We start from the raw sequence: 13,063 nt of genomic DNA on the forward strand, positions 1-13,063 counted from the left end.
TACGTAATCTTTGGCATAACCCCAGTCGCGCAATGAGTCCAGGTTACCCAGATATAGCTTCTCCTGTTTTCCCTGTGCAATGCGGGCTGCAGCCAATGTAATCTTACGTGTTACGAAAGTTTCTCCACGGCGTTCCGATTCATGGTTGAACAAGATACCCGAGCAACAATACATATTATAAGCCTCGCGGTATTCCTTCACAATCCAGAAACCATACAGTTTGGCCACTGCATACGGGCTGTAAGGATGGAACGGTGTGTTTTCATTCTGCGGCACTTCTTCCACCTTTCCGTAAAGTTCCGAAGTAGAAGCCTGATAGATACGGCAGGTATCTTTCAGTCCGCACAGACGGACAGCCTCTAACACGCGGAGTACCCCTGTGGCGTCTACGTCAGCTGTAAATTCCGGAGAGTCGAAACTCACCTGTACGTGGCTTTGTGCTGCCAGGTTGTAAATTTCCGTGGGGCGTACCTTGCTTACCACTTGCAGAATACTCATGGAATCCCCCAAATCCGCATAGTGCAAGTGAAATTTCGGTTGTCCTTCCAGATGTGCGATACGTTCGCGGAAGTCTACTGACGAACGGCGGATGGTACCGTGTACATCATAACCTTTTTCCAATAAAAATTCGGCCAGGAATGATCCGTCCTGTCCTGTAATACCTGTGATTAGTGCTACTTTTCTTTCCATAAATAATCAAAATTTTACCCCGCAAAGATATAGAAAAAGCCCCGTACTGCCAATGACAGCCGGGGCTTTTCTTCTGATTATATGCCTTTTGCTTTAGAATTTCTTAAACTTTAATATGGCATAATCAGACTCTAAGGTCATGTATTTCCCGTTTGTTTCCACTACCTTGAACGTCGTATTCACATTGTTTAGTCCGTAGGGTTCCAGTTCCCATACCTCAGCCGGGCGGGAGTTTTCTGGAAGGTCATACGTGCTCATGTCGTTCAGGGTGATGCTATTACTTGCTTCATCGTACTGGTATCTTCCACGGAAAGGAGTCAATCCCTGTGGCCCTTGTTTTTCTGCTACTTCCACTACCCAAAGCTGTATACTATAATAGATGCGTTCGCACGTATGCACCTCATTGTCCGCTTTCGTAGTAAATTCCAATAATTGCCAGTGTCCTTCAATCTCACTGTTTATCGGTTCCTTCTTGCAACTGTTGCATGCCATGGCCAGTACCATCATGCAAAGCCCTATATAGAAAATTCGTTTCATACTTCTTTCTTCAATTAAAAAATCACTCCTGTTTTTCTGATGGTCAGCATGCCTCCTGTAGAATTACCCAAGTAATTGCCTCGGTCAAGTCCTAGTGCAGCCGAAGCACTCCATCCCTTTGCCCATTTCGGTGTATAAGTTGCTTCATAGAGCGAATTGAATTGTTTCCGCTGTTGGTCAAGAGGGTTTCCGTATGTACCCCAGTGCCGGGCAAATGAAATCAGCATGCGGTATCCCCACTCTGAAGAAAGTTGTCCATTGATACCCAGATGATGTGCTCTTACGCGGTTACTCCGGAATGAAATACTATGGTCTGCATTATAGGCTGGTCCTGGAAGCAATGGGTTGCCCATGCCCATACCTTGGTGCTGCCAGCCTCCATAAATATAATGATTGTAATAATTATCGTCGGCGCTGATTTGGTATTCAGGAAACTGTCCCCAAAAGCTATCAAACAACAGGGGACCTGCTTGGTCTTTTGTGCAAAGTCCTTCCCATACGGCCGAAGTTATCCACTGGTTTTTCGGAAAAGTAATTTCCAGTCCGATTTGTCCGTCTTTCCAGCGTCCATATTCCCAAAACATCTGCGATGTATCTTCAAAATAATGTTCCAGATAAGCCCGGAACTTCCATTGTCCCAAATAGTAATTCAGTGCGAAGTTCCAGCTTCCTAACATGTTTCCTTCCACGTTTACTTGTTCTCCTTCGGGAGTATCACTTCCTCCTGCTTGAGGGAAAAAAGCTTTCCAGTAAGCCTTCAAATTGTCCGGCATATCCAGCACCTTCTCTGTACTTCCATCTTCCAGCTTCAGATACTGATCACCTCCAAATTGTGCCGCCATCAAAAGACCAAATTCAAACTCCAATGGAAGTTTTTCCTTGTTCCCTAGCCGCAGCATAAGCGATTTGCTATGGTAAAGCACATCTTTTGTGAAATACTGCCCAGGTCGAACAAAATCTTTCTGCCAGCCATTGTCTGTAAATGAACCGTATGCAATGTGTCCTTTAAAAGCCAGCCATCCCTTTGTGCCCGGCACGTTTAGAAACTCCTTGATTTCTCCTCTGATTTGTGGAATCGGTTGCGTGTTAGGACCTTCCACCATCATTCCGCTACTTAGTGCTGTGTTCTTGGTCAGCGGAAAACCCGGTCGTTCCTTACTTCCGATGCTCAGTGTCAGCATCTTCCAGGAAAAATCACTGTATATCTGATGAATGAACACATCTTGCGCCTGATGAATGCCTCCCGCCATGTCTAATCCGGCTTCAATACGCCATCCGCGTTTGAATTGTTTCTCGTAAGAGATTCCTGCTAACAAATATCCCGAGTTCGGATTTGTGCTTCCTAATCCGTAACGGTTACCTGTAAACCACAATGGAGCGTACGTACCGTCTCCGGCAGTGGCTCCTAATTCTACGTGATAGGTGAGGGAAGAGTTTTCGGTCTGTGCCTGCGACAAACTACCGGATAGTATAGCAAAGAGTAAAATTGCTTTTAGTTTCATAGAGAATTGTAGAATTAATCTTTCTTTTTCAGTTCATTCTTGAAGTCATGATAAATGTCTTTCCCGAAAAGAATCCATGCAGACTCAAGCACAAAAGCTAAGAATGCAAAAGCAATGATGATGAGCATTTTCTTGGGAGATGCCGGAGCAAGTGGTACGGTGGCTGGTTCTACTACGGCAAACACCGGCTTGGCTTCCTGCACTTTTCCACGAAGCACTTGTAATTGTCCCATGGACTGACTATAGATTTGTTCTGCTAAATTTAAGTTCTTCTGTAATCTATCTTTTTCAGAAGTTACAGCTTGAAGGATGACATTCCGATTGGCATCTGCAAATTTAGCATATTCCTGTTGGGCTTCAAAATATTCCTTTCGATATTGTTCGCATAAACTGAGCTGGAAGTCATAATCCTGCTTGGCTTTGCGAGTACGATAGTCTGTGATGTATTCTTGCAGTTTGTGTACGGCACTATCTGCCACGATAGCTGCTGCAAGCGGGTCTTGCAAGGAAACAGTGACTTTTGTCATGTTGGTTTTCTTGTCCGTTTCCACTTCCAATACTTTTTTCAACATTCCTATTCTTCCACTTTGTTCCGGAGTGAGACGGAATGGATCAATTGCTTTTATACTATCTTTTTGTTCTTCTGTAAAGAGTGATTTTATTCCCCCAATAAGCATTCCAGGAACCCCCATTACATAACTCCACCAAGGTTTCTTTTCCGTATTCAGATAATCATAAAGTATAATGCTATCTTCTTTTTGAGTCTGAATGGGGATTTGAAGCATTTCCAAGGCAAAAGGATTTGTTTTTACAATTTCAGGGAACATATTAAAAGTAAGTGCATCTTCTCCAAAACCGGTAGATGCATTTCCTAAACCGAACATGGAGGCAATGCCGGATAATCCATTGGTACCGTTAATTCCGGATTCAGGAGATAGGCTCACTTTCACTTCATAAATCTTGGGCAGGCTGAAGCTGACTATTAGTCCGATTGCAATACCTACGCCTATTGTTTTATAAATTTTTTTACGGCTTTCATATAGTTTGCGGAATAGAGCCATGAGGTCTATTTCCATGACCTTTTGTTGTGGTTTATTGTTGTTAGAATCTGTCATTGTTAAAATAAATTATAGCACAAAGTTATTAAATATCTGCTAGTTATACAAATAGAAGCAGGTTCACTAATATTTTTGTAGGTTTTTTTGCTCTAATCAGGGTAATGATTTTGTATTTATTCGTTCTTTATGGCTTATCTTAGAGACAAGCAGCTCATAAATCTTATATATATATCGTAGAGATAATAAAAAGGGATTCGTACAGATATGATATTTTCTGAAAGCCTTTAGATGCTCTTTCATAATCAGGCGATGGCTAGAAATTCCAGATGTACTTGCCCCTCCCATACGCATTGTGACAAAATCTTTTTTGAGATATAATGTTTTGATATTATTGATATATATAGCTCTTAATAGAAAATCAAAATCCGCAGCTATTTTATATGAAGTATCGTATAGTCCTATTTTGTTTATACATTCCTTTTTTATGTAGAAAGATGGATGGGCTGGCATAAATCCTAAACGCATTAGTTTTCTTTTAAATATTCCAGATGAGTAATACCGTACACATTTGCTCAAGTCTGAATCACTTACAAAATGTATGTCTCCGTAGACTGCATCGATGTCATTTTGTTGGAATGCTGTGACAATGTTCTGCAATATGTCATTCGTTGTATAAAAATCATCCGAATTGAGTATACCGATAACATCTCCGGTAGCTAATGAAATACCTTTGTTCATAGCATCATATATGCCTTTATCTTTTTCTGAAATCCATTTCAGTTTGCCTTGCAACTGGGGCTCATATTTCTTTATGATGTTTATGGTGCCATCTGTTGATTTCCCATCTATGATGATATATTCATAATTGTCGTAAGTTTGTCGAACGACAGATTCTATTGTATCCCGTAAAGTGGATGCGCTGTTGAATGTGGCTGTGATAATTGAAATTTTCATATTACTTTGAATTCCATGCTTCTTTGTAAATAGCTAAAACACTGTCATACATTTTATCCCATGAAAAACGTTGAGTATTTTTTAAGCCTTTCTTTATGATGTTTGTACGTTGCTGTTCGTCTTGTAGTATGGATATACATCTTTGAATTTCCGAGGTTGACGATTCGTTTATTAAAAGTGTGTCATCTCCTATAATTTCCGGGATAGATGACCCTTTGTAAGCAATGACTGGACAGCCTGCTTTTTGAGCTTCAAGTATTGGAATTCCAAAACCTTCATAGATAGAAGGGTAGAGCAATGCAAAAGCGTTATTGTATAAGATATTAAGTCCTTTGTTATCAATATATCCAGTGCAGTGTACTCTTTTCGCTTCTTTAAAATATTGATGAACTAATTTTTGTTCATGTTTGTTTAAGGGGGCTCCTACGATGACCAAATTTAAATTTGATTGGGATATTGCTTTTATTGTAAGTTCAAAGTTCTTATATTTAGCTCTGGATCCCACAAAAATTGCGTATGATTCAGCAGGAAATGGGATATTCTTAGATGGCTGTTCGGAAGGCAACAAATAATAATCCTCTGATACTCCATTGTAGACTATTCGTATTCTATTTGGGTTTACTTCTGGAATAAAATGTAAAAGATCTTTTTTAGTATTTTCAGATATACAGATAATGTAGTCCGATTTCAGAATAGCTTTTCTTTTCTGCCACGAGTGAATTAGTTTTTTTATCCCATTATTATAATATTCATATGTGAAATCATGTACAGTCGTAATATTGATAGCATGTGGGTTTGAGCATGTTCTGTAGTAGGATGAGTGGAAAATAAATTTTTCCTTATTCGATTCAACTCGGGGGTTAATATATCGTTCTGGAAATTTAAGTAGTTTAGATGAAAGTATTTGTTTCATTTTGTATTGTATACTTTGTGAAAATATATTATTGTTTGTGTAGTTTAAGCATTGTACTTCGTTTTTTGAGTTGAGTATACGTGATAATAATTCAAACCAAACGCTTGATATCCCACCGGATTTTTGTAGGGAGAATATAATATTATCTAAAATTATTTTCATGATTTCGTTTGATATTTGGATGTAATAAATTTTTCAATTATCAGGAATAAACAGGGGAAGAGTAAGAAATTATAGAAAAGCATTTTATTAACGATTGAGAATTCATCCCGAAACAACTGAAATGGAATAATGCCACAAATACAACAATAGTATGTTTTGAAAAATAAAGTGTGAGCATTTAATCGAATATAGGAAAAAAAGAAGCCTAAGAGGAATAAGGCTATACAACTTCCTAATATACCAAAATTAGCTATTAAAGAAACTAGAATGCTTGTCGCTCCTAAAGGACTATAGTATGATAAGGAGATAGGTTGTATTAAATCAGCTTTGTTGGGTATAAAAATAGTTGGTATGAAATTTAGAAAAGAAGTAATGAAGTTTGAAGGAAAAGCAAATAAAGGTAGTTCGCTTGTTGAAAATAAAGAACCAGCACTAATCCATGTAAATACTGGCTCTGCAATTCCAATGTATGCTAATGCATCAATGGAAAAATTTGTGTTCCCTAATCTCCATATTCCGACTATCAATAAGAGCAATATGGCAATAGATAACCTAAATAATATTGTTTTAATTTTTATTTTATGCGTATCTATAAGGTATATGATATATGATATTATAGGGATAAGTATATACATTCGAGAACCGAGACCTAGTAGTATTGTAGAAAATTCAATTATTGAAAATAAAAAATAGAGCTTTATAGTATGATTTGTACGAGCCGTAGTTTGATAATAGATGAGAAAAAAAAGAAATAGAGTGTTTAGGGTCGCAATAGAACCCATGAAGTCGGTTGCATATTCAGTTTGATATCCTTTGAATAAGTTATTGGAGTTTTGTATGATAGAATACTGTCCCAATAAGAAAAATGGTAATGAAAATAGGAATAAGTCTCGTTCTCCTATGATATGCTCTGTTTTAATTGCTGAAACTTTATTGTTTATATATTTGAGAGGTAATAGGCTTCCTGTTAAGAATGATGATAAGAATAATATTATTATGGCTATATAAAGAAAAATAAATTCTTTATCAAAATTCTCATATAGATAATTCATACCTGGGTACGTGGTAAAAAATTTGCATAATGCAACGCATGGAGGGAGAATTAAATAATAGATAAATCCTCCTACAAATAAATATATGTGATAGAATTTGCGTATATTCATCAATTTGTACTTACTATTTAAAGAATAAACATAACTTATATCCCCATATTTGTAATAAATGCTTCTTTCCTATAATAAAAAATAGAATAACCCTAGTAAGACAATTAAAAAAATAAATGAAGTTGCAAAAATAATAATATGTATGACTAAAGTGTTTTTTGAAGAATAATCTTCTGCTTTGATAGTATAATTTTTCTCTTGTTTTTTTTAGTTTAAAGCTTTTCCCTTCTAAATGAACAATTTGGGACTGAGGTATATTTATTATTCTATACCCTAATTGATGTATTGTGTAGCATAAGTCTGTTTCTTCAAAATACATAAAAAAACGTTTGTCAAATCCCTTAACTTTATTGAATAACTCTTTTGATATGAATAAATCAGCACCAGTTATGTAGGCTACTTCAAGTGGCTTTCCTGTTTTATTGAAATGTTCCTTGATAAAAAATTTGAAAGGAAACCCTTTTGTCAGAAAGAAAAGTTCGTATATTATACCAGGAAATAAAATTCGGTATGAATGACTGGGCTGCAGTTGTTCATTGTATAAGTTGCCTCCGCATATCCCAACATTTTGACTGTTGGGACTTTCCATAAAGTTGTATAATAATTCTATCGCATTATTTAATAGAATTGTATCTGGGTTTAGAAAAAATAGATATCTCCCTTGGGCGTATTTGGCTGCGAGATTGTTAGCTTTTCCGAATCCTAAATTGCTGGATGATTTTATAAATTTAATTCTGTTGTCATTTTGTAGTAGATTAAATTGTTCAGAATCATTGTCTACTACAATAATTTCAAAATTTAGTTTGGTAGTTTTTTGATAAATGCTATTTATGCAGTTTAAAACAAGTTGTTCTGTATTGTAATTGATAATAATTATTGAAACATCCATAAGAGGTCGGTAATATTTATAATCTGCGGAGTTTACTATATATTTTTAGAATAATAAAAATTGCAGTGAAATTAGGAATCCTTAGAATCGTATTTTTAAGTCGATTGCTTGTTATGTAGAGGTTAAATGGAGTGATTCTTTCTTTTACGGAAATTATTTTGCTGACCAGTTCCTTTTTCTTTGTGAAACTGATAGCCGGATTTTTTTCTTTTATCAGGCTTAATGTAAACTCAAATATTTCATGAATAATATAATCTGCTATATATAATTGGAGTGAGGATGTCTTTTTTATTTTTTGCAATTGCTCTATATTTTTGCAAATGATATATAGCAAGTCTTCAAAGTTCTTAAGTTTCTTATAGCTTGTAATAGAATTAGGACGATAGTAATATAGGTAAGTAGGAGTATTGCAGCATGCGATTTCTTGGGCATGTATTGCCATTTGGAAAGAGGAATCATTATCTTCATGTAGTCTTCCTTCTAAAAAACGTATTTTATGCTCTGTTATGAATTTTGTTCTAATCAATTTGTTGCACCCTGCTAAGTTCCATTTATATTGTAGGTAATCCGATAAGACTTCTTCTCCTTTTAAATGTTCGTTTGACATGAGCTTTATTTCATGCGGATGGCCAATTGTCTTTATTTTGCCTACAACAAAGTCTATATGTGGGTATTTTATGAAGAAACTAATTAACAATTCAATACAATTAGGGGTTAGTTCGTCATCACTGTCTAAGAAGAAAATATATTCTCCTGTTGCTTCTTTAACTCCAGAGTTTCTTGCAGCAGAAAGCCCTTTATTATATGGGTGTTGAATAAGTTTTATTGAAAAATCCTTACCATATAAAGATATTGTTTCTTTTGCTATATCTATACTTCTATCTGTTCCACAATCATCTATAAGAATAATTTCCAATTCCTTATATGTCTGATTAAAGACAGACAATAAACAATTTTTTATGTAAGATTCTACATTATAGATTGGAATGATGATGGATACTTTCATACTATTTCAAACGATTTAAAATGGTTTGCTTTATTTTGACTAGTATTTGTATACCTGATTCTCCAATTATTTTAGAAAGTCTTTCAATGAGTTTGTCTTTAAAAGAGAACCAAGAGCCTGCAAAGTGATGAATAGTATAGGTTTTTGATGTTTTAGTAACTTTACGTGTGGAGTAAGAGTTGGCAGTCAGATATTCATTGGGAAAAGGCTGTAGGATTTGAGTTTGAATGTATTTCTTGTTTAATATAGAGTATAAAATTTGTGGTAATGGTTTATTATTAATGGAACTATCTGGATTAATAAACTCTCTATCTTGATAATAATCAAGCGCGTCTTTCACCCATTCAGCTTTAGGTGAGGCTCCAAATATTCCAGCTTCTAATGCTTCTTCTGTCTCATATCCGAGTAAATAATCTTTGTGTAAAATGTCGTTGAAGGACTTTACTACTTCTACGTCCATATCCATGTATATACCGCCATAATGGTATACGGCATATAGTCGGATATAGTCACACGCAAAAGCATATTTTTTTGCTTCAAAAGCTTGTTTAACCCAAATACTGGAGTTTATATCAAATCGGTTGAAGTTCCATAGCATGAATTCGTAGTCGGGGAGTTTTTTTTTCCATGTTTTCATGTATTTCTGTAGATCTTTCGGAATTGGATCATTGCTTAACCAGCAATAGTGGATGATTTTGGGTATCATATCGTTTGTAAGTGTTTTTATTTGTTTGAATATAATTTCTTTAGAGTACTTTTTAGCAGTAAGATTTTTAGGATTAGCTTAGCTATATAAAAGCCTGGTCTTTCTTGTGCCCATTTTAATAGCTTTTGTCTTTTAGGACTTATGAATCTACAGGCGATAGCATTGTGCTTTTGTATTAATATGTAAGTTTCAGGATAATTTTGTTTGTATACCTTGTAGCTGCAATTTATCTGTAATAGTCCTAACTTCACCTCTATTTTATTGGGTAATGTAAATTGTTCTAATTGGGGATGTGTTGATAAAATTCTTGAAATGATTGTGATATATTTGCGATATTCATCTATTTGTTTTTGAGTGAACTTGGTGGGTCTGGTAAGTGAAACTGTATTAGTATCGTAAGTGTAAAGTGGGATATTTAGATGGACTATCTGTAAAGGGAAGGCATACTTAGTACATAGCTCGGATAAGAAGCACATGTCCTCACAAAAACTCAGATTGTATCGGAATGTAACTTGTGTTTGGTCTATGATAGCTTTTCTAATTACCTTGTTAAAGAGAGCGCCAAAGACATTTCCGCTATACATACTGTCAATTAAGTTCCCACATAACTTTTGTTTCCTCTCTGTCCTCCCTTGATTGTTAAGTACGTAAAAATTGAAAATGATAATATCTGATTTATTCAGATATGAGGATATTTTAGTAAAAGCGCAAGGTTCAACGTAGTCGTCACTATCAATGAATAAAATCCATTCTCCGGATGCACAATCTAATCCTTTTTGACGTGCTAAACTAACTCCGCTGTTTGGCTGGTGAATTACTCGTATTCGAGAATCTTTAGATGCATATTTATCGCAAATCTGACTTGAGCTATCGGTACTTCCATCGTTTATTAAGATTAACTCAAAATCTGTGTAATCTTGATTAAGTATGCTGTTAACGCATCTTTTTAAAAGATGCTCTTGGTTGTAGACGGGAACAATGACTGTTATTGCAGGTGATTTCATATTGCTTTTGGTTTTATTAATCTTTTGTAGAAAAAGTTAATAAGGGAAGAGTTGCAATGGAGTAATAAAAATGCAAAAAGTTTACTTTTAGGTGAATTAAGTAACTTCCTATACAAGAAGCTACTTTGAGGATATATCTTTTTCCATTCTTTAGGGTTTTGAGTTAGTAAAGGAAGCTTTGCGTGAAATTGCCTGATTTTTATTTCAGAACTAAATTTTTCTAGTAATCCCTCTTTTTGCAGGAAATAAATTACCAAATCCGTAGCCTTTATTTGGTCATATGTATTGGTTAAAGTAGATGTTGTTATGATAGATTGACCATTACATCTATTATAGTGGTATAAAGGTTTATTTATGCATATTGTTTGTTTGGCTTTTACGAGGAGTTGTACGCAAACTAAATAATCTTCTCCTCCATTTAGGTTTTGAGGAAATCTTATCTTATAATCAGTAAATAAGTATTTTTTTATAAGGAGCTTCCATACGACTCCCCAATTACTACTTATTATATCCGCTAGAAATAAAGATTGGCTGGTGTAAAATGTATTTATTACAGAAGCGTGGGTAGGAAGAATTTCCCAAAAATTACATCCAGCTATGTCTGCATTAGCTAGGGAAACTGCGTGATACATTTCTTCATACATTGTATTTTCTACCCAATCATCACTGTCAATAAAAGCTATCCATTCGCCTTTTGCTTGTTCTATGCCCAGATTGCGTGCTGCGCTTACTCCTTGATTCTCTTGGTGAAATACTTTTATTCTTCTGTCTTGTTTAGCATATTCATCACATATCGTTCCTGAATTATCAGGACTTCCATCGTCTATTAAAATTAATTCGAAGTTGGTAAATGATTGTGCCAGTACACTGTCAACGCAGCAATGAAGATATTTTTCTGCCTTATAGACTGGAATTATAATTGATATTAAAGGAGTATTCATTTTCTTAGTTTAGCTGTCAACTTATTCATTACTAAGTTTCGTTCTTTCTCTGTACATCCCAATATATAGATGCCGGATGTTACACTGATTACACATACAACTCCTACGATAAAAAAGGTAAGAGTATTTTGTGGAATATAATTGTATAATAAAACGGGAACAATAGGGGAAATAATAATCACTTTGCCAATAGGTTTTATTACTTCTTGAATATACATTTTTATGTCCATCCTTATCATGGGTAGTACGATGTGAATGCGGGCATATTGGGTGCATAGCTCAATGCATATATGAACAATGAAGACGCTTTCGGGTGGGATACTGAAAAACTTCAATAGCAGGTAGGCTATTGGAACAATCATAAGCAACATGCATCCTTCTATTATTTGAAATTTCTTTAGCTTTCCTGTGGCGTGTACCGAAGTGATTATCGGGTTAGCTAGACAAAATAGAATGCTGGTAATCAAGATGAGCCGGAGAAAATTGCTGGTATGTGGCGGATATTCTCCCAACCACCATTTCAAAACCAAATCTATCTCAAGTGCCAGAGGGAGACAGATGAAAATCATCAGAAATACGGAAAATTTTGAGCTAGCAACTAATAACTGATGCATCCGTTTGTAGTCTTCCTGCGCATAGCTTTTGGTCAGTTGTGGGTTGACTGCGGTCTGAAAATTGACACTGAAGTTGTTCACGATGTTTTGCACTTGCACCGCGATGCCACGTGCTGCATTAACAGCTGGATTGAAGAATATATTCAGCAGAATATTCAAGCCTTGCGTGTATCCGAACACGGCCAAATTGCCGTTCATTGTCCATCCGGCATAGTAGAAAATTTCTTTAAATAAAGATTTATCTATCTTAGGCCGGGAAAGTCTTGTCTCTTTAAATTTACGGGAACAATAGAGGATATATACGATAAAGTCGAAAAACTGGATGCACAGAATGAACAGTGCATATAGAATCAGTTTGTCGTACGGAAAAATCATCAAAAGGAGCACAGCGGCAAGTTTTAGCACGGCGTCTCCTATGGTCAGATAGGCAAATGCTGACATTCTTTCATGAGCGATGATGGCGGCATTGTAAGGCATGCTGATAAAACTTCCCATTGCTGTAAAAATGGAAAACTGATATACCCAAAAAGCGGCAGTCTCTCTTCCTTCCGGAATGTTCAGTTGCGTGGTGACGAACCATAGTCCGATGGTCTCTCCAAGTATCAATACGATTAAGGCAAACAGTACATGAATGGATACGATGTTTCCGAATATTCTCTTGAGATTGTCCATGTCGCCCTTGCCTAAGGCAAAGGTTATGAAACGGGAGGATGCTCCGGCAAGTGATCCGGTCAAGAAGCCTAGAAATGAAATTACACCTCCTACTACATTGTTAATACCGAAATCTTCTACGCCGAGTGTCTGTAAAACGATACGTGAGGTGTATAAACTAATTAGTACGAGAAATAGCATCCGTACATATAGCAAGATTGTATTTTTAACGATACGTTTGTTGGATGATTCTGGCATCTTTCGTAAACTTCC

At 35.9% G+C, this 13,063-nt stretch carries 13 protein-coding genes; 1 reads left to right on the forward strand and 12 read right to left on the reverse strand.

Going from position 1 to position 13,063, the window contains the following annotated elements; translation table 11 throughout:
• The 6 genes from WKT20_RS13550 to WKT20_RS13575 form a co-directional block, all read right to left on the reverse strand.
• Window positions 1-690: GDP-mannose 4,6-dehydratase (locus tag WKT20_RS13550; protein ID WP_340417511.1), on the reverse strand; the 690-nt coding region annotated here is incomplete at its 3' end.
• Between the two features lie 93 nt (window positions 691-783).
• Window positions 784-1,227, reverse strand: coding sequence for a lipocalin-like domain-containing protein (locus WKT20_RS13555; protein WP_340417512.1), 444 nt, complete (start codon window positions 1,225-1,227; stop codon window positions 784-786).
• Window positions 1,228-1,241: 14 nt separating this feature from the next.
• Complete coding sequence (locus WKT20_RS13560) at window positions 1,242-2,729, reverse strand: capsule assembly Wzi family protein (RefSeq protein WP_340417513.1); 1,488 nt, start codon at window positions 2,727-2,729, stop codon at window positions 1,242-1,244.
• Window positions 2,730-2,743: 14 nt separating this feature from the next.
• A complete protein-coding gene (locus tag WKT20_RS13565) occupies window positions 2,744-3,805 on the reverse strand; it encodes a Wzz/FepE/Etk N-terminal domain-containing protein (RefSeq protein ID WP_340417514.1) in 1,062 nt (353 codons plus the stop codon).
• Between the two features lie 135 nt (window positions 3,806-3,940).
• Window positions 3,941-4,741 (reverse strand): glycosyltransferase family 2 protein, encoded by an 801-nt coding sequence (locus tag WKT20_RS13570; protein ID WP_118441381.1) that lies wholly within the window; start codon window positions 4,739-4,741, stop codon window positions 3,941-3,943.
• Between the two features lies 1 nt (window position 4,742).
• Entirely contained in the window at window positions 4,743-5,816 is a 1,074-nt protein-coding gene (locus WKT20_RS13575) for a glycosyltransferase family 4 protein (RefSeq protein WP_117701632.1), read from the reverse strand.
• Window positions 5,817-6,167: 351 nt separating this feature from the next.
• On the opposite strand from WKT20_RS13575, the gene WKT20_RS13580 reads away from it, so the two are divergent.
• Window positions 6,168-6,509 (forward strand): hypothetical protein, encoded by a 342-nt coding sequence (locus WKT20_RS13580; protein ID WP_340417515.1) that lies wholly within the window; start codon window positions 6,168-6,170, stop codon window positions 6,507-6,509.
• A gap of 483 nt (window positions 6,510-6,992) precedes the next feature.
• On the opposite strand, the gene WKT20_RS13585 is transcribed toward WKT20_RS13580, so the two are convergent.
• The 6 genes from WKT20_RS13585 to WKT20_RS13610 are packed head-to-tail and all read right to left on the reverse strand — an operon-like array spanning window position 6,993 to window position 13,048.
• Window positions 6,993-7,868 carry a glycosyltransferase family 2 protein gene (locus WKT20_RS13585; RefSeq protein WP_117701634.1) on the reverse strand — a complete coding sequence of 292 codons (876 nt, stop codon included), beginning with the start codon at window positions 7,866-7,868 and terminating at the stop codon, window positions 6,993-6,995.
• Window positions 7,869-7,884: 16 nt separating this feature from the next.
• Window positions 7,885-8,874, reverse strand: coding sequence for a glycosyltransferase family 2 protein (locus WKT20_RS13590; protein ID WP_117701635.1), 990 nt, complete (start codon window positions 8,872-8,874; stop codon window positions 7,885-7,887).
• Between the two features lies 1 nt (window position 8,875).
• The gene (locus tag WKT20_RS13595; RefSeq protein ID WP_259300756.1) at window positions 8,876-9,580 is read right to left on the reverse strand and encodes a glycosyltransferase family 32 protein; all 705 of its coding nucleotides are present in this window, start codon (window positions 9,578-9,580) and stop codon (window positions 8,876-8,878) included.
• Between the two features lie 17 nt (window positions 9,581-9,597).
• Window positions 9,598-10,584, reverse strand: a complete 987-nt coding sequence (locus WKT20_RS13600; RefSeq protein WP_117701637.1) for a glycosyltransferase family 2 protein — start codon at window positions 10,582-10,584, stop codon at window positions 9,598-9,600.
• On the reverse strand, window positions 10,581-11,525 hold the full coding sequence (locus tag WKT20_RS13605) for a glycosyltransferase family 2 protein (RefSeq protein WP_340417516.1): 945 nt from the start codon (window positions 11,523-11,525) through the stop codon (window positions 10,581-10,583). The genes WKT20_RS13600 and WKT20_RS13605 overlap by 4 nt, the downstream gene beginning before the upstream one ends.
• The gene (locus tag WKT20_RS13610) at window positions 11,522-13,048 is read right to left on the reverse strand and encodes a lipopolysaccharide biosynthesis protein (protein WP_340417517.1); all 1,527 of its coding nucleotides are present in this window, start codon (window positions 13,046-13,048) and stop codon (window positions 11,522-11,524) included. The genes WKT20_RS13605 and WKT20_RS13610 overlap by 4 nt, the downstream gene beginning before the upstream one ends.
• Window positions 13,049-13,063: the final 15 nt, after the last annotated feature.

Origin of the sequence: Phocaeicola sp. ICN-14070, from assembly GCF_037892625.1 — a bacterium.
GTDB classification, from domain to species: Bacteria; Bacteroidota; Bacteroidia; order Bacteroidales; family Bacteroidaceae; genus Phocaeicola; species Phocaeicola plebeius.

What these genes read in the sequence shown, in the direction of transcription:
- WKT20_RS13555 (WP_340417512.1), bottom strand. Translation starts at nt 1,227, where the DNA reads ATGAAACGAATTTTCTATATAGGGCTTTGCATGATGGTACTGGCCATG.
- WKT20_RS13560 (WP_340417513.1), bottom strand. Translation starts at nt 2,729, where the DNA reads ATGAAACTAAAAGCAATTTTACTCTTTGCTATACTATCCGGTAGTTTG.
- WKT20_RS13565 (WP_340417514.1), bottom strand. Translation starts at nt 3,805, where the DNA reads ATGGAAATAGACCTCATGGCTCTATTCCGCAAACTATATGAAAGCCGT.
- WKT20_RS13570 (WP_118441381.1), bottom strand. Translation starts at nt 4,741, where the DNA reads ATGAAAATTTCAATTATCACAGCCACATTCAACAGCGCATCCACTTTA.
- WKT20_RS13575 (WP_117701632.1), bottom strand. Translation starts at nt 5,816, where the DNA reads ATGAAAATAATTTTAGATAATATTATATTCTCCCTACAAAAATCCGGT.
- WKT20_RS13580 (WP_340417515.1), top strand. Translation starts at nt 6,168, where the DNA reads ATGAAATTTAGAAAAGAAGTAATGAAGTTTGAAGGAAAAGCAAATAAA.
- WKT20_RS13585 (WP_117701634.1), bottom strand. Translation starts at nt 7,868, where the DNA reads ATGGATGTTTCAATAATTATTATCAATTACAATACAGAACAACTTGTT.
- WKT20_RS13590 (WP_117701635.1), bottom strand. Translation starts at nt 8,874, where the DNA reads ATGAAAGTATCCATCATCATTCCAATCTATAATGTAGAATCTTACATA.
- WKT20_RS13595 (WP_259300756.1), bottom strand. Translation starts at nt 9,580, where the DNA reads ATGATACCCAAAATCATCCACTATTGCTGGTTAAGCAATGATCCAATT.
- WKT20_RS13600 (WP_117701637.1), bottom strand. Translation starts at nt 10,584, where the DNA reads ATGAAATCACCTGCAATAACAGTCATTGTTCCCGTCTACAACCAAGAG.
- WKT20_RS13605 (WP_340417516.1), bottom strand. Translation starts at nt 11,525, where the DNA reads ATGAATACTCCTTTAATATCAATTATAATTCCAGTCTATAAGGCAGAA.
- WKT20_RS13610 (WP_340417517.1), bottom strand. Translation starts at nt 13,048, where the DNA reads ATGCCAGAATCATCCAACAAACGTATCGTTAAAAATACAATCTTGCTA.